Genomic DNA, 16,629 nt, shown 5'->3' on the forward strand with positions numbered 1-16,629 from the left:
AGAAAGCAAGAGAAATAGCAAAAGCTAAAGAAGAAGAGAAAACAAGAGAAATAGCAAAAGCTAAAGAAGAAGAGAAAGCAAGAGAAATAGCAAAGGCTAAAGAAGAAGAGAGAGCGAAAGAAGCATCTAAAAACAACATACAGTCTGCTAAACGTGAATTAACGGTAGTAGCGACAGCGTATACTGCTGATCCAAGTGAAAATGGTACATATGGTGGACGCGTTTTAACTGCGATGGGGCATGATTTAACGGCAAATCCGAATATGAGAATTATCGCAGTTGACCCGAAAGTAATCCCATTAGGATCTAAAGTATGGGTAGAAGGCTATGGAGAAGCGATCGCTGGTGATACTGGAAGTGCAATTAAAGGTAATCGTATTGATGTTTTAATGGGTTCAAAAAGTAAAGCTATGAATTGGGGAAGACAAACTGTTAAAGTGAAAATTTTATAATAACAATAATTATCCAAATAGAAGTCAGTTCTCTTTATTGAGGCTGGCTTTTATTTTGTTAGTAGAAGGATAATAGGATTTTTAAAGGGCTTATTACTAAATCTGTAATTAAGTTACCAGCTTCATTACCAAAAACAACGGTAAAGCTTATAAATATGAAAAATGAAGATATACCTACAGATGAAGATAGTTACTGGGAAGCTTTTGACTTGTTCGGTTCTGAATATGTATGTAGATTATTAGGGGCACCATTATATGCGGATCTTCCAGAGCATTTGGCGTGTCCAACTTGTTCTAAAGAGATGAAGTATGTTGCTACAATTACACAAGATATCGAGGAACGTGAACTTATTTCAGTAGTTGATTTCCAGTTTGGGGAAATGAATATATACTATTATTTATGTAAAGATTGTTCAATTATAAAAACGGAAACACAAAGTACATAACAAGACTAACATATTATATTAGTCTTGTTTTTGTATCGCAACATCATTAAGAATTGCATCAAATATATCTTTTTGCGTAAAGTTATCTGTAAAAATAGTTTCTGTGGCAACCTTAATAGTATCGTGCGGATTATACCATTTTTGTAGGGAATCCTCACCAAATTCATGTCGTTTGTCTCTTGTGTTATGTCGTCTAATAGTTTCCTCTAATGATAAATCAAAGTAATATGCAAATGCATTTTCATCAAAATAACGAATTAATTCTTTTAACATCTCACCATACCTATGACTGTTCAATATACCTTCTAAAATAACAAATTCACATTTTCCTTTTCCGTACTTCGTAATTTCAAATAGTAAATCATGTGATAAATTACCCATTGTGTCGTGTACTCTAAGCATATCTCTACGTACAACATCCTGTGATACTAAAAGTGTTCCTTGTCCGAAATGTTCTTGTAGTTGTTTTGCAATCGTTGTTTTACCACTTGAGGAGTTTCCTCTAAGAATGATTAAAGTGGATGTAAGTATAGGATTAGACATAATGTATTTCCCCCCAACAGCATTAATTATATAGAAAATTTTAACAAATAAAGTGAGGAAAGTGTATAATTAATATGATGGATATTTAAGGAGGGGGTAAGATGGGAGATATATTAAAAAATGCACAACCTATATGGAAACGGACTTGGTTTCGTTATCTAGGGGCATTTTTTATTGTTCAGTTACTGTTTACCCCGCATTAAAGGGCAGTAAGACCCCCACCTCAAAATTCAGCGAAAGCGAAGAAGTTAGGTGGGGGGATCAACTGCCCGTAAAAGCCCGATTGGTTCAACTAATAATCAGTGGGGGATGAACAAAACCCCCACTGATTAAAGTTTCACTTTATTTTGTGTGAAATCACTGCGTGGGCGCCAAACTTTAGGCCAGGCGGAGAGTTTTTTAATAGAATATTAAATTCTCAATTTTTCACTGAATGGTTCACACTCTATACAATCCCGCAATTTAACGTATTTACAGCATTTTTTGCGATTACATTACTACCATATGCATTAGTAGGTGCAATGAAAGATGTAACAGCAAGAAAAAATATAAAGAAATAATAGAGGTATAATATGCTTTTTCAAAAAGAAGGTTTATTGATTAGATACGTAATGGAAGATGATGCATCTATCATTTCTAAATGGTTAACGGACCCAGCAGTCCTGCGGTATTACGAAGGACGAGATAATCCGCAATCTGTAGAAAAGGTGCTTGATCATTTTATACATAGTCCAAACAGTAATGAAAAAAGATGTTTAATAGAATTTGATACCATTCCGATTGGTTACATACAAATGTACCCAGTGGATTCAGAGTGGAAAGCGTTATATGGCTATAAAGAATCGCAAAATGTATGGGGTATGGACCAATTTATCGGTGAACCAGCCTATTGGGGAAAGGGAATTGGAACAAAACTCGTTCAGGCAGCAATTACATATATTATGGGTGAAATGGGAGCAGAAGCAATTGCAATGGATCCGAAAGTAAATAATGAACGAGCAATAAAGTGTTATGAAAAAAGTGGATTTAAAAAAGTAAAGATTTTAAAGGAACATGAGTTGCATGAGGGGAAATTAGAAGATTGTTGGATGATGGAATATAAACAATAATAATGGCTTATACAAATAAAGGGGGATGTGTGAAATGAAAAAAGCATTAATCGTAATTGATGTGCAAGCGGGTATGTATACAGCTGGAATGCCAGTACATAATGGGGGAAAGTTTTTACAAACATTGCAAGAGCTTATTAGGGAATGTCGTTCAAATGATATTCCAGTTATTTATATCCAACATAACGGTCCTAAAGACCATCCGTTAGAAAAAGGTACGGATGGATGGCGAATCCATGCGGCCATCGCTCCGCAAGAAGGAGATAATATAGTTGAAAAGACGACTCCAGATTCATTCCATAATACAAACTTAAGCGAAGTGTTACAAGAGAAAGGAATTGAACATGTTATTCTTTCGGGAATGCAAACAGAGTATTGTGTAGATACGACAACGCGCAGAGCATGTAGTGAAGGGTATAAAGTAACGTTAGTGAGTGATGCGCATAGTACATTTAATACAGAAGTGTTACGTGCTGAAGATATTGTGAAACATCATAACGCAGTATTGGGAGCGTTTGCGGATGTTGTTGCAGTAAAAGACTTAAAAGTGGCTGCCTCTAAATAAGAGGCAGTTTTTTATTAGAAAAAATAGCGTCAAATATTGTTAGTAAGTCGGTATTTTGAAATAATCACTTATATAATTTCACGTACCATAATGAAAAAATACAAAAAAGGAGCACCACATAATTAAAAAGGGCGCTCCTGCATTAAAATGTTACTTTTTCTTATCTTTATCCAATATATTTTGTTCTTCAGCAAACTCTGTACCATATGCAAAGCGGCGATTAATACGAATGTTATCATTGTTGTGCCTTGTATGAGAGTTAGAGAAGCGATGAACGATTACTTCAGATAAAGTGAAGACGATGGCAGAAAGGATACTGCCCCATGCAATTTGCATATAGTTGTCTAATAAAATATTACCGAAAATCCATACGCTTAAATATGTTAATAAGAAATCCGACATAATGGCACCAGTATTGCCAATTCGATTTAAAATAATTTTATCAACGAACATGTAGGATACGATTGTAACAAAGAGACTGAATGAAATAATTTGAACAAACGTTGCAGGGAAAAATAAAGCAAGCCCAATGCTAAATGCAATAATGCACGATATAAACTTGATAAGCACTACTGTGAAATCATTCAAAATTTACACCTCCGATTTATACATAGTTTTTCAATAAATTCTGGAGTTCATACATTGTAACGGATTTATTTACATAAAACTTTTTCATGTTCGGAATTTAGTCTAAATATTATAAAAACAATGAAAAAATGTTATAGTAAAATGAGAGTGTATGACATTTTTAGGTAAGGGGGAATCCAAGATGTGGATTACTTCAGAAGTAGAAATTCCAGATGAGTTAATTGATCACCTTGAGCAAGGAAAGTTAGTGTTATTTGTTGGAGCGGGAGTTTCTATGAAAGGGAAATCAAACTTACCGAATTTTGATGATTTAGTTGATGAAATTGCAAAAACGTTATATGTCGAAAAACGTGAAATAACAGAGCCACATGATTATTATCTTGGCAAAATTGCGAAAACAAAAGATGTACATCAAGTCGCAAGAGATCTCGTTCATATAGAGAAATCAAAACCGAATCCATTGCATTATGCAATTCCAAGGTTATTTCCTTTAGATACAGATATCCGCATTGTAACAACAAATTTTGATCAACATTTTACAACTGCAATTAAAGAAATAAATAGAGATATCAATGTTTATTACGCTCCAGCTTTACCGACTGGAAGAGCTTTTAAAGGTCTTGCTTACATACATGGTAATGTAGAACAGGAGAAAGAGGCTTTAATTTTAACAGATGGTGATTTTGGAAGGGCTTACTTAACGGAAGGGTGGGCGAGAAGGTTTTTAGTTGATCTATTCTCAAATTACACCGTTTTATTCGTTGGATATAGTCATAATGACCCAGTAATGAAATATTTAGCAACTGGTTTACCGCCAAGTACAAGACGATTTGCTTTTGTCGCACAAGGAGAAAATACATACCACTGGGAACATTTAGGGATAAGACCAATTGTGTATCCGAATAAGGTGAATAATCATCAATCCCTTGTAAAAGCGGTAAAACGCTGGGCTGAATTAATGGGTGATAATTATATTACGAAAAGAATGCGTATTCGGGATATTGTAACGGTTCCCCCGTCAGTAGAACAGGAACAATTATCATACATAAAGCAATCAATTAAAAAAATTGAAACAGTACGTTACTTTGTGGAATTTGCTCATGATTATGAATGGGTCGAATGGTTAGAAGCAGAAGGTAAATTACAAAATTTGTTTATGCTTACGCCAAACTATAATGAAGTAGATGAATTACTTGCAGAATGGTTAGTGGAACAATTTCTTTTTAGTCATCAGAAAGAATTATTTCAATTAATTTATAAAAACTATTCTAAAATATCACCGTTATTATGGAGAACAATTTGTAACTACTTAAACGAAACGAAGAGTAAGATGGACCCGTTGTTGTTTGCAAGGTGGACACTCCTTTTATTAGAAACAGCTGAAAAAGATAGTAGCTCTATAGAAAAGATTTCTAAGTTACTGCAAAAATGTTCTTTTCCTGAGCATAAAGAAATTGCCTTATTGTTACTAACTTTTATTTTAGACGGAAAACTGAAGTTGAAACGTGTAAGGAAATGGGGAAATGATACGCAAGAATCAATAGAACTCGAGGAATCGAGTCGCTTACCAGTATCTACATTTTCTCATGTGGAGCAAATTTGGAACGAAAAGATGAGGCCATATATCGCTTATTATGCTGTTCCAATTATGATGATTGGATTAGAAAAATTGAGAATGTTGTCGTTAAGACAAACGGCACTGAAAAAAAGAAATAAGGAAAATGTAGAGAAAGAGTTTCATCAAAATGACCTTGCATTTTTAATACGAATTGTAAAAGAGTGTCTAACTTATTTATGCGAAAACAATGAGAAAAAAGCGGATTATTATATTACAGAAATGATAGAAGCAAATAGTGTACTTCAAAAGCAAATTGCAATTGATGCGATGAATAAAAATATTTTTGTTCGTGTAGATGACAAAATGAAATGGTTGTTACATGAAGGACTTCTTTTAGATTTCACTTATAAACACGAAGTTTTTCAACTTTTAAAAAGGCATTATGCACATTGTTTAGAAAAAACAAAAGAAGAAGTCACTCGAACTGTAATAAAGCATCTTACAGAAGAGAGGGTATTTGATGCATGTCTCGTATTAGACATATTATTCAAGTGTGATTCAAATAGTCCATCTACGGCAAATGGGTATGAGTTAATGAAGCAAAAGCATCCTCATTTTCATTCCGAACGATACAGTGTACAAAAGAAAGAGGATACAGAGCAAAGTATTACTTGTAATGTAACTGCTGACGGATTATTGCAACTGAAAGATGTTGAAATTATGAAGCAAGTTCAGCAATTTTCGCAAGATTGTGTTTTTGAACAACGCCATTTTTTAGAGATGTTATCAAAAGCATGTAAATTAAATACAGAGTGGAGTATTTCATTTGCATACCAATTAGTAGGAGTGCAAGAAATAAGTAATGAAGTATGGTTTGTTTGTATTAGAGAATGGCGAAATAATCGAGGATTGACAAATGATCAAATCCAAAAAATTATTCCGCTATTGCAGAAATTTGTTAGAAATACTGCTTTTCATTGGTTAATTAGTAGTTTTCTATATGAAATTAGTAATCGACTAGAAGAGTTAGAAGAGAATAGTATACGTGTTGTAAAACGATTTGCTTTTTCAGTGTTTCCTCAAGTTATGAAGAGTGATACAGACTTTAAGCTTGGGAAACAAGATTTTTACAATGAATCAATTCAGCATCCAGTTGGAAAAATGACAGCTGTATTATTAAAGTTGTTATCATATGATCATTTATACGATCGTAATGTATATGAATATTTATTTTTATTTGAAGAACAAGTAAGAGTTAATTCGGAACGAACAAACTTTATGTTTGCTCGTTTAATAGCAGATATTACATTTCTATATCATATTGAAAAACAATGGTGCCGAAAATATTTGTTACCATACTTAGATTTAAAAAAACAAAATGAGATTACGGAATATGCATGGGCCGGCTTATGTTACACGCAAATAAATTTACCTTTATTTACAGAAATGAAGCGATTTATTAAGTATGCGGTAGAACATTTGGAAGTATTACATCCGCATACGAGAGAAGCTTTCTTGAAGTGGCTTAGCTTTGTATTTATTAAATGTGTACTATATTGGGAGCAAAAAACAGATTGGTTATACCCGTTACTCATACTAGAAAATGAAGAAAATAAAATTAAGTTTATGCAGTTTTTATGCTATTACGTCAAAACATTAAGCGTAAAAGAACAACAAAAATTTTGGACAGCTTGGCTCAGTGTATTTTTGCGAGAACGACCAAAAATGGGTGAGATAACTGCGAGAGAATATGTAATGCTTTTACGTATTATTTTATACATGGATGAAATATTAGAAAAAGGATTATGTATTATGTCTCGTACATTTTCAAGTGTACATGGTAAATGTACAGGTGAGGAAATGAAGCGGTTATTGATTGAAATGCTTCATAAAAAAGAAAGTATGAAAGCGCATAAAGAAATGTTTGCAAATGTGTTTTTTATTTTACTACAAACATGTCACGAAGCCGTTTTATTTGAAAAAGAAATCATAAAAATAAAAGAATTATTAGTTCAGTATGAAGTAGAGGAATATGTTTTACATTTACTAGAAAATGAAATAATTCGCATAGGAATTGTAATGGGTGATTTACAAAAAGAATTATAGAACGAAAGTGGAATTTTAAAAAATATATAAAAAGTTGTTGACAGTGTTTTGAAAAGCGTTCTATAATACGAATCATACTTATTCAATTTCAAAAACATTTGAATAAACAAAGTGCAATGAAGAGATCACAGTAGTGGTTAGTCTTACTGTAACAGAGAGCTGGTGGTTGGTGTGAACCAGTACAGGGATAATCATGAATTACAGTCTTGGAGCATCTTTTTCGTAATAAAGATAGTTTTTCTTTATGAGGAAAAAGCGGTCAATTGATCGTTAACAGTGAAGAGAGGTAGACGGAAAGTTAGTCTACAACTAGGGTGGTACCGCGATAAATATCGTCCCTACTGATTTATTCAGTAGGGACTTTTTGTATTTTAGTGGTCCAACTTGAAAATTAAATAGTCATGCATTGAAAGGAAAAGCAGTAGTTGTTGTTTCCCTGTAACAGAGAGCTGGTGGTTGGTGCGAACCAGTACATAAACAAGAGCGAATTACAGTCCTAGAGCATCTTTTTCGTAGTAAAGATAGTATTGTCTTTATGAAGGGAAAGACGGTCAGATGATCGTTAACAATGAAGAGAGGTAGACGAAAGAAGTCTACAACTAGGGTGGTACCGCGATAAATATCGTCCCTACTGATTGGATCAGTAGGGCTTTTTTGTACAAAAAAGTGGATTTTTAACTAGTAGTTTATGTCTGTGTACGAATTATTAGTTTAAAATAAGAAGAGGTATCGATTCCACTATAAATTTGTATAATTAGTCAGTTCAGAAAATAGAGAATTTTTTATTCTCTTACTATACTTTTAAAACATTAGAGGAGGATTTCCAAATGGCAAATCATGAATTAGATCAATTACGTAAACAGGTAGATGAAATTAACTTACAACTATTACACCTTTTAAACAAACGTGGTGAAATTGTTCAAAAAATTGGAGAGCAAAAGCAAGTACAAGGCACGAAACGCTTTGATCCAGTACGTGAGCGTGAAGTACTTGATATGATCGCAGAGCATAACGAAGGACCATTCGAAACATCAACAGTTCAACATATTTTCAAAACGATTTTCAAAGCAAGCTTAGAGTTACAAGAAGATGATAACCGTAAAGCGTTACTAGTATCACGTAAAAAGAAACAAGAAAATACAATCGTTGATGTAAAAGGTGAATTGATTGGAAACGGAACACAAACGTTCATCATGGGACCTTGTGCAGTAGAAAGTTTAGAACAAGTTCGTCAAGTAGGGCAAGCGATGAAAGACCAAGGCTTAAAATTAATGCGCGGTGGTGCATTCAAACCGAGAACTTCTCCATATGATTTCCAAGGTTTAGGAGTAGAAGGACTTCAAATTTTACGTCAAGTAGCAGACGAGTTTGACTTAGCAATTATTAGTGAAATTTTAAATCCGAACGATGTTGAAATGGCATTAGACTACGTTGATGTAATTCAAGTTGGCGCACGTAACATGCAAAACTTCGATTTATTACGAGCTGTAGGTAAAGTTAACAAACCAGTATTATTAAAACGTGGATTAGCAGCAACAATTGATGAGTTCATTAACGCAGCGGAATACATTATTGCGCAAGGTAACGATCAAATTATTCTTTGTGAGCGCGGTATCCGCACATACGAAAGAGCAACACGTAACACATTAGACATTTCTGCAGTACCAATTTTAAAGAAAGAAACACATTTACCAGTTATCGTTGATGTAACACATTCAACTGGACGCAGAGATTTATTATTACCAACAGCGAAAGCGGCACTTGCAATTGGCGCAGATGCAGTAATGGCTGAAGTTCATCCAGATCCAGCAGTTGCATTATCAGATTCTGCACAACAAATGGACATTCCAGAATTCCATAGATTCATGGATGAGTTAAAAGGTTTCAAAAATAAATTATCTTAATTCCATATCATATATGCGTTGAAGAGGAAACAGTAGTGCTTATCTCACTGTTAAAGAGAGCTGATGGTCGGTGTGAATCAGTACAAAGGTAAGCATGAATTACAGCCTTGGAGCATCTTTCCCGACAACTTTTGGAGGGGAAGACGGTCAAACGATCGTTAAAGAAGAAGAGAGGTAGACGAAAGAAGTCTACAACTAGGGTGGTACCGCGATAAACATCGTCCCTACTGAGCGCTCAGTAGGGACTTTTTTGTACAAAAAAATAGTAAAGGGGCAAGAGAAATGAGATACATTACAGCTGGAGAATCACATGGACCGCAGTTAACAGTTATTTTAGAAGGTGTACCAGCAGGTTTGACACTTACGGCGGAACATATTAATAAAGAATTATTAAGAAGACAAAAAGGCCATGGACGCGGAAGACGTATGCAAATTGAAACAGATACAGTTGAAATTGTAAGTGGTGTTCGTCACGGGATGACACTTGGATCACCGATTACGTTAATTGTAAAAAATGATGATTTCAAACATTGGACGAAAGTAATGGGTGCAGAGCCAATTTCGGAAAAAGAAAGTAAAGACATGAAACGTACAATTACAAAACCACGTCCCGGACATGCAGATTTAAATGGAGCAATTAAATATGGTCATCGTGATATAAGAAACGTATTAGAGCGGTCATCTGCAAGAGAAACGACAGTTCGTGTAGCTGCTGGTGCAGTTGCAAAACAAATTTTAAGCGAATTAGGCGTGGAAATTGCAGGACATGTTCTTGAAATTGGTGGAGTAAAAGCAAAACATATTTCAAACTTATCAATTGAAGAAATTCAAACAATTACTGAAAACTCACCAGTTCGATGTTTAGATAAAGAAGTAGAGCAAGAAATGATGAATGCGATTGACAACGCAAAAAGTAGTGGAGATTCAATCGGTGGTATTGTGGAAGTCATTGCAGAAGGTATGCCGATTGGCGTCGGTAGTTACGTCCATTACGATCGTAAATTAGATGCAAAACTTGCTGGTGCAATTATGAGTATAAATGCATTTAAAGGTGCTGAAATCGGCGTAGGTTTTGAAGCGGCACGACAACCAGGAAGCAAAGTGCATGATGAAATTCTGTGGGATGAAGAAAAAGGATACACGAGAAGAACGAATAATGCCGGCGGTTTAGAAGGCGGTATGACAACAGGTATGCCAATTATCGTAAGAGGCGTGATGAAGCCAATTCCTACTTTATACAAACCGTTAGCAAGCGTTGATATTGATACGAAAGAAGCATTCCAAGCGAGTATTGAAAGATCTGATAGTTGCGCAGTACCAGCGGCGGGTGTAGTAGCTGAATCTGTTGTGGCATGGGAACTTGCAGATGCACTAGTCGAACAATTCGGAAAAGATCGTATGGAATTATTAAAACAAAACATTATGCAACACAATAACTACGCAAAAGAATTTTAATAAAAAGGTGGGTTTAACGTGCAAGTAAAAGATCAACTATCATCATTACAACCATATAAACCAGGTAAATCACCAGAACAAATGAAAGAAGTGTACGGAGATCATTCGTTTGTGAAATTAGCATCGAATGAAAATCCATTCGGCTGTTCGTCACGTGTTTTAGATGAGTTGCAAAAATCGTGGTTGGAACATGCTTTATATCCTGACGGAGGTGCTACAACGCTCCGTCAAACAATCGCAGATAAGTTACATGTGAAAATGGAACAAGTACTTTGTGGTAGTGGTTTAGATGAAATCATTCAAATAATAAGCCGCGCCGTATTACGAGCGGGAGATAACATTGTAACAGCAGGTGCAACATTCCCACAGTATCGTCATCATGCCATTATAGAAGGTTGCGAAGTGAAGGAAATTGCGTTAAATAACGGTGTATACGACTTAGAAGAAATTTCTTCAGTAGTAGATAACGATACAAAAATTGTATGGATTTGTAACCCGAACAATCCAACAGGCACATATGTGAATGACCGAAAATTGACTCAATTCATTGAAGGTATTAGTGAAAATACGTTAATTGTCATTGATGAAGCGTACTATGAATACGTAACAGCAAAAGATTTCCCAGAGACATTACCGCTTTTAGAAAAACATAAAAATATTCTTGTACTTAGAACATTTTCTAAAGCGTACGGATTAGCTTCTTTCCGCGTTGGATATGCGGTTGGACAGGAAGAGTTAATCGAAAAATTAAATGTCGTTCGTTTGCCATTTAACGTATCTTCATTAGCGCAAAAAGCAGCGACGACTGCTTTTGGTGATGACGAGTTTATTGAAGAAATAGTTCGTGTGAATATAGAAGGATTACAACAATACGAGAGCTTTTGTAGGGAAAATGATATTCCATTTTATCCATCGCAAACAAATTTCATCTTCTTGCCAGTTGAGAATGCTGGAGAGATTTATGAAGCTTGTGCACACGCAGGATTTATTATTCGTCCGTTCCCGAATGGTATCCGTATTACAGTCGGAACAAGGGAGCAAAATGAAGGGGTGATTTCAGTGTTACAACAACACTTTGAAAATAAAAAAAGAAAGTCTCGAGATGAGGAAAATGCGTAAAAAGGTAGTATTAATTGGAACTGGTTTAATCGGAGGCTCTCTCGCATTAGCAATTAAGAAAGAGCACGATGTAACGATAACAGGTTATGATATATTTCAAGAACAGGTAGAGCGTGCAAAAGAATTACACGTAGTAGATGAAATAGCAGTTGATTTACAGCTTGCATGTGAAAAGGCACATTTAATTGTTTTTGCTTCTCCAGTTGAAGAAACGAAGAAGCTATTACACAAACTTGCGTCATTCCGTTTACGAGAAGATGTTATAGTGACTGATGTTGGTAGTACAAAAGGCACGATTATGAATGAAGCAGAAACTTTATTTTCAAAGGAAGTATCTTTCATTGGTGGACATCCAATGGCAGGTTCTCATAAAACGGGAGTTGAAAGTGCAAAAGCGCATTTATTTGAAAATGCATTTTACATTTTAACACCGATGCATCATGTGCCAAATGAACATGTGGAAGAGTTAAAAGATTGGTTAAAAGGAACGGGGTCACATTTCCTTGTTTTAAATACAGAAGAACATGATTATGTAACAGGGATCGTTAGTCATTTCCCGCACCTTATCGCAGCAGGTTTAGTGAAGCAAGTAGAGAAACATGCAGGAGATAATCCGCTCATTCATCAGCTAGCTGCTGGAGGGTTTAAAGACATTACACGTATCGCATCTAGTAGTCCGAAAATGTGGAGTGATATTGTAAAGCAAAATCGTGAGCATTTAATGGTATTATTAAAAGAGTGGATCTCTGAAATGGAAGATTTATATAAAACAGTTTCTACCGGAGATGCATGCGAGATTCAAAACTATTTTGCAGATGCGAAAGAATACCGTGATTCTTTACCAGTAAGAAAGAGAGGGGCAATTCCTGCCTATCACGACTTATACGTCGATGTATTAGATAAGGTGGGGGCATTGGCTCATATTACGAGTATTTTGGCGCGCGAGGAAATTAGTATTACGAACTTGCAAATATTAGAAGCGCGTGAAGGACTGCTTGGGGTATTACGTATTAGCTTCCAAAGGGAAGAAGATCGTATGAAAGCAAAACTAGCGCTTGGAGAAGAAGAATACCAAACTTATGAAACAATTTAAATGAGAAGGTGAAAAACGTGAAAGAAAGAACAATACAACCTGTTAATAACGGATTGAATGGCAATATTACAATCCCAGGTGATAAATCCATTTCACACCGTGCTGTTATGTTCGGTTCTATTGCAGAAGGGAAAACAACAATTAAAGGTTTCTTGCCCGGTGCAGACTGTTTAAGTACGATTTCATGTTTTAAAGAAATGGGAGTAGAAATTACGCAAAACGGTGATGAGGTTACTGTAGTTGGTAAAGGATTAGAAGGTTTACAAGAACCGAAAGCTGTATTAGATGTTGGTAATTCTGGTACAACAATCCGATTAATGTCAGGTATATTAGCTAACACACCATTTTTCTCTTGCGTACAAGGTGATGAATCTATCGCAAAAAGACCGATGAAGCGTGTAACAAACCCATTAAAACAAATGGGCGCAAACATAGACGGCCGAGAAGAAGGAACATTTACACCGTTAACAATACGTGGCGGAGATTTAAAAGCAATTGAATATATTTCTCCTGTTGCAAGTGCACAAGTAAAGTCAGCTATTTTACTTGCAGGTCTTCGTGCAGAAGGTGTAACAGCTGTTACAGAACCACATATTTCCCGCGACCATACGGAAAGAATGCTTGAAGCATTTGGTGTTAAAGTAACTCGCGAAGGGAAAACAGTGAAGCTGTCAGGTGGACAAAAATTAACAGCAACAGACATTCAAGTGCCAGGTGACGTATCATCAGCAGCATTTTTCTTAGTAGCAGGTGCAATCATCCCAAATAGTAAACTAGTATTACAAAATGTAGGGATGAATCCAACCCGTACCGGTATTATTGATGTTTTAGAAAAAATGGGTGCTATGTTCACTGTAGATCTAATTAACGAAGGGGCATCGGAACCAGCTGCAAATATTACAATCGAAACATCTTCATTAAAAGGAATTGAAATTGGCGGAGATATTATCCCTAGATTAATCGATGAGATTCCTGTAATCGCATTAGCGGCAACGCAAGCAGAAGGAATTACAGTAATTAAAGATGCACACGAATTAAAAGTAAAAGAAACAAACCGTATTGATACAGTCGTTGCTGAATTAACGAAACTAGGAGCTCGCATAGAAGCAACTGATGACGGTATGATCATTTACGGAAAATCAGCTCTAAAAGGCAATACAGTAAATAGTTATGGTGATCACCGTATCGGAATGATGCTTGCAATTGCTGGTTGCCTGGCAGAAGGAAAAACAATTATTGAAGATGCAGAAGCAGTAGGTGTATCATATCCTGCATTCTTCGAAGAACTTCAAAAGTTAGCTAAATAAAGTGAAACTTTAATCAGTGGGGGGGCTTCATCCCCCACTGATTATTAGTTGAACCAATCGGACTTTTACGGGCAGTTGATCCCCTACCTAAATTCTTTGCTTTCGCTGAATTTTGAGGTGGGGGTCTTACTGCCCGTTAAAGCGGGATAAAGTAATGAGAAGCAGATACAGGATGTATCTGCTTTTTTATATTGAATTTGTGTCGTTAAGTCATTATAATTTCATTCACCGCACTGTAATATTTTAAATTATGGTACAATTCAAATAAAGGAGGGGGGAGAAACATATGAACGTTATACGATTAAAAGAAGATAAATTTAGAGAAGCACTACGCTTATCAGAATACGCTTTTCAATATAAAGTAGAAGAAGAACGAATGCAGCAACAACTTACAAAAATGAAGGAAAGTCATGAAGTATACGGTATTATGGAAGGTGAGGACTTAGCTGCAAAACTACACCTCATCCCGTTTCATATTTACATAGGTAAAGAAAAATTTAAAATGGGTGGCGTTGCAGGAGTAGCGACGTATCCAGAGTACAGAAGAAGTGGGTATGTAAAAGAGCTACTTCAACATTCACTTCAAAAAATGAAAAAAGATGGCTTTACAGTCTCTATGTTACACCCATTTGCTGTTACATTTTACCGTAAATACGGCTGGGAACTTTGTGCGAATCTTCTCGTATGTCATTTGACAAAGAGTGATTTAGTTATGAAAAAACAAGTGAATGGTACTGTGAAACGTTTCAATAAAGAAAATCACCCAGAAGAGGTCGAGAAGCTTTATGAAACATTTGCAGAACGTTTTTCTGGTATGCTAGTTCGCAATGAAAAATGGTGGTTACAAGCTGTTTATGAGGATTTAACATTAGCAATTTATTACGATGAAAATAAAACTGCAGCCGGCTATATGTTATATAAAATAGAAAACTATAAAATGACAGTAGATGAATTTGTTCCACTGCATAATGAAGCACGAAATGGTCTATGGAATTTTATTTGCCAGCATGATTCTATGATTAAAGAGCTTGAAATGACAGTAAGTGAAAACGAACAGTTGTTATATACATTGCAAGAACCACGTGTGAAAACAGAAATAAAACCATATTTTATGGGAAGAATTGTAGATGTAGAGCAGTTCTTAAAACAGTATGAGTTAAACTGGAACAATGTACAACAAGAAGTCATTTTACATATTACAGATTCATTTGCACCGTGGAATAATGTATCGGTGAGACTTGCAAATTATGAAATAGCAATTATAGAAGAACCAATGGATAAAGGGATCAACCTAGATATAAATGCACTATCTACAATACTGCTTGGATACAAACGCCCATTAGAACTAAATGAATTAGAATTAATTAGTGGAAGCGAAGAGGAAATACGGGCATTTGAGAATGTAGTACCAGTGCGCAAGCCGTTTATTTATGATTTCTTTTAATTTGCATATAAGATGGAGTTGTTTCGAACAAAATTTTGGGATAGCTCCATCTCATTGTATTAATTTTTGTCGGTAAGTTGATATATCCTGAAAATCGCTGATATAATTTTATTCACATACAAGAGAATAGAATCGCAACTATACGTTGTCACGCACTTGACTTTTATTCCCTGTAATTTATAATTAAAAACGGAATGAATTTTCATTCCTGAAAATAGAGGTGGAAAAAATGGCTAAAAACAAACAAGAGGATATTTTTGATGCTGCGATGCAACTTTTTGCAGAGCGTGGTTACGATGGTACGACAATTCCAATGATCGCTGAAAAAGCAAATGTCGGTGCGGGTACTATTTATCGCTATTTTGAAAATAAAGAGGCGCTTGTTAACTCATTATTTTCAAAAAGTATGTTACAGCTTTCTGAAATGATAAAAACGGATTTTCCTGTTGAAGCAAATATTCGTGAACAGTTTAGTCATACGTATAACCGTTTATTTGAATTTGCGAGAAACAATGTGGATGCTTTTTTATTTACAAATTCTCACTGTGATAGTTATTTTCTTGATGAGCAGAGTAAGAAAATATTTGACGATTTTATAGGCTTCTTTATGAATATTATTGAAGATGGAATCGCAAAAGGTTTGCTTCGTCCATTGCCTCCAGTTGCTTTAATTATTATTGTATATCAACCGTTAGAAAAATTAACGAAAGTAATTGCAACAGGGCAATTAGAATACTCGAAAGAGTTAGTAAAAGAATTGGAAGAAAGCTCTTGGAACGCTATTAGAATCATTTGATTCTATAGCTTTATAAGGACAGGAATGAATATTCATTCCTAAATAGAATTAAAAAATGAGAGTAGGAGAGGGTATTTGTGCAACTAAAGGAATGAATATTCATTCCGGAAAGACTAGTTTAATAGAGTTTACAAATAATGTAAT

14 protein-coding genes, 2 pseudogenes and 3 other annotated features are annotated in these 16,629 nt (G+C 35.2%); of the genes and pseudogenes, 14 read left to right on the plus strand and 2 right to left on the minus strand.

All coding sequences use genetic code 11. The annotated features are described in order from the left end of the window. Positions 1–452, plus strand: a 452-nt coding sequence (locus tag ACTFSL_RS04285; RefSeq protein ID WP_440041239.1) for a 3D domain-containing protein, incomplete at its 5' end; no start/stop codon positions are given. A 110-nt stretch (positions 453–562) separates the two neighbouring features. Further along, a pseudogene (locus ACTFSL_RS04290) lies at positions 563–898 on the plus strand (hypothetical protein); the annotation flags it as partial. A gap of 18 nt (positions 899–916) precedes the next feature. Here the strand turns inward: ACTFSL_RS04290 and ACTFSL_RS04295 are convergent. Continuing rightward, on the minus strand, positions 917–1,441 hold the full coding sequence (locus ACTFSL_RS04295; RefSeq protein WP_016124739.1) for a kinase: 525 nt from the start codon (positions 1,439–1,441) through the stop codon (positions 917–919). 101 nt (positions 1,442–1,542) lie between these two features. Here ACTFSL_RS04295 and ACTFSL_RS04300 point away from each other — a divergent pair, with 101 nt between their 5' ends. The 4 genes and pseudogenes from ACTFSL_RS04300 (at position 1,543) to ACTFSL_RS04315 (ending at position 3,115) form a co-directional block, all read left to right on the plus strand. After that, on the plus strand, positions 1,543–1,644 hold the full coding sequence (locus ACTFSL_RS04300; RefSeq protein ID WP_000502345.1) for a YfzA family protein: 102 nt from the start codon (positions 1,543–1,545) through the stop codon (positions 1,642–1,644). Between the two features lie 138 nt (positions 1,645–1,782). Continuing rightward, positions 1,783–2,001, plus strand: a pseudogene (locus ACTFSL_RS04305) (YfzA family protein); the annotation flags it as partial. 12 nt (positions 2,002–2,013) lie between these two features. After that, a complete protein-coding gene (locus ACTFSL_RS04310) occupies positions 2,014–2,550 on the plus strand; it encodes a GNAT family N-acetyltransferase (protein WP_000898772.1) in 537 nt (178 codons plus the stop codon). 34 nt (positions 2,551–2,584) lie between these two features. Then, on the plus strand, positions 2,585–3,115 hold the full coding sequence (locus ACTFSL_RS04315; protein ID WP_000709539.1) for a cysteine hydrolase family protein: 531 nt from the start codon (positions 2,585–2,587) through the stop codon (positions 3,113–3,115). 150 nt (positions 3,116–3,265) lie between these two features. Here ACTFSL_RS04315 and ACTFSL_RS04320 read toward each other — a convergent pair whose 3' ends face one another. Continuing rightward, positions 3,266–3,703 (minus strand): YndM family protein, encoded by a 438-nt coding sequence (locus ACTFSL_RS04320; protein ID WP_000997702.1) that lies wholly within the window; start codon positions 3,701–3,703, stop codon positions 3,266–3,268. Between the two features lie 181 nt (positions 3,704–3,884). On the opposite strand from ACTFSL_RS04320, the gene ACTFSL_RS04325 reads away from it, so the two are divergent. From ACTFSL_RS04325 to ACTFSL_RS04360, 8 genes are all read left to right on the plus strand, one after another. Beyond that, entirely contained in the window at positions 3,885–7,367 is a 3,483-nt protein-coding gene (locus ACTFSL_RS04325; RefSeq protein WP_440041242.1) for a DUF4020 domain-containing protein, read from the plus strand. Positions 7,368–7,474: 107 nt separating this feature from the next. Next, positions 7,475–7,710, plus strand: a binding site (T-box leader). 54 nt (positions 7,711–7,764) lie between these two features. Beyond that, positions 7,765–8,000, plus strand: a binding site (T-box leader). A gap of 194 nt (positions 8,001–8,194) precedes the next feature. Then, on the plus strand, positions 8,195–9,271 hold the full coding sequence (locus tag ACTFSL_RS04330; protein ID WP_001273575.1) for a bifunctional 3-deoxy-7-phosphoheptulonate synthase/chorismate mutase: 1,077 nt from the start codon (positions 8,195–8,197) through the stop codon (positions 9,269–9,271). A gap of 9 nt (positions 9,272–9,280) precedes the next feature. Beyond that, positions 9,281–9,500 (plus strand) — a binding site (T-box leader). Between the two features lie 53 nt (positions 9,501–9,553). Next, the gene (aroC, locus tag ACTFSL_RS04335; RefSeq protein WP_001269425.1) at positions 9,554–10,726 is read left to right on the plus strand and encodes a chorismate synthase; all 1,173 of its coding nucleotides are present in this window, start codon (positions 9,554–9,556) and stop codon (positions 10,724–10,726) included. 18 nt (positions 10,727–10,744) lie between these two features. Beyond that, positions 10,745–11,845 (plus strand): histidinol-phosphate transaminase, encoded by a 1,101-nt coding sequence (gene hisC, locus ACTFSL_RS04340; protein ID WP_440041243.1) that lies wholly within the window; start codon positions 10,745–10,747, stop codon positions 11,843–11,845. Further along, a complete protein-coding gene (gene tyrA / locus ACTFSL_RS04345) occupies positions 11,838–12,938 on the plus strand; it encodes a prephenate dehydrogenase (RefSeq protein ID WP_001228140.1) in 1,101 nt (366 codons plus the stop codon). Before hisC ends, tyrA begins: the two co-directional genes overlap by 8 nt. A gap of 17 nt (positions 12,939–12,955) precedes the next feature. Then, positions 12,956–14,245: a 3-phosphoshikimate 1-carboxyvinyltransferase gene (gene aroA / locus ACTFSL_RS04350; protein ID WP_440041245.1), complete on the plus strand. Its 1,290-nt coding sequence runs from the start codon at positions 12,956–12,958 to the stop codon at positions 14,243–14,245. A gap of 286 nt (positions 14,246–14,531) precedes the next feature. Continuing rightward, positions 14,532–15,689, plus strand: a complete 1,158-nt coding sequence (locus tag ACTFSL_RS04355; protein ID WP_440041246.1) for a GNAT family N-acetyltransferase — start codon at positions 14,532–14,534, stop codon at positions 15,687–15,689. A 229-nt stretch (positions 15,690–15,918) separates the two neighbouring features. Continuing rightward, positions 15,919–16,485 (plus strand): TetR/AcrR family transcriptional regulator, encoded by a 567-nt coding sequence (locus tag ACTFSL_RS04360; protein WP_001107309.1) that lies wholly within the window; start codon positions 15,919–15,921, stop codon positions 16,483–16,485. Positions 16,486–16,629: the final 144 nt, after the last annotated feature.

Origin of the sequence: Bacillus cereus group sp. MYBK108-1 (assembly GCF_051917185.1) — a bacterium.
Classification (GTDB): domain Bacteria; phylum Bacillota; class Bacilli; order Bacillales; family Bacillaceae_G; genus Bacillus_A; species Bacillus_A cereus.

Coding starts and splice junctions, on each gene's coding strand:
- ACTFSL_RS04310 (WP_000898772.1), top strand. CDS start 2,014: ATGCTTTTTCAAAAAGAAGGTTTATTGATTAGATACGTAATGGAAGAT.
- ACTFSL_RS04295 (WP_016124739.1), bottom strand. CDS start 1,441: ATGTCTAATCCTATACTTACATCCACTTTAATCATTCTTAGAGGAAAC.
- ACTFSL_RS04330 (WP_001273575.1), top strand. CDS start 8,195: ATGGCAAATCATGAATTAGATCAATTACGTAAACAGGTAGATGAAATT.
- ACTFSL_RS04315 (WP_000709539.1), top strand. CDS start 2,585: ATGAAAAAAGCATTAATCGTAATTGATGTGCAAGCGGGTATGTATACA.
- ACTFSL_RS04325 (WP_440041242.1), top strand. CDS start 3,885: ATGTGGATTACTTCAGAAGTAGAAATTCCAGATGAGTTAATTGATCAC.
- aroC (WP_001269425.1), top strand. CDS start 9,554: ATGAGATACATTACAGCTGGAGAATCACATGGACCGCAGTTAACAGTT.
- ACTFSL_RS04360 (WP_001107309.1), top strand. CDS start 15,919: ATGGCTAAAAACAAACAAGAGGATATTTTTGATGCTGCGATGCAACTT.
- ACTFSL_RS04355 (WP_440041246.1), top strand. CDS start 14,532: ATGAACGTTATACGATTAAAAGAAGATAAATTTAGAGAAGCACTACGC.
- tyrA (WP_001228140.1), top strand. CDS start 11,838: ATGCGTAAAAAGGTAGTATTAATTGGAACTGGTTTAATCGGAGGCTCT.
- ACTFSL_RS04300 (WP_000502345.1), top strand. CDS start 1,543: ATGGGAGATATATTAAAAAATGCACAACCTATATGGAAACGGACTTGG.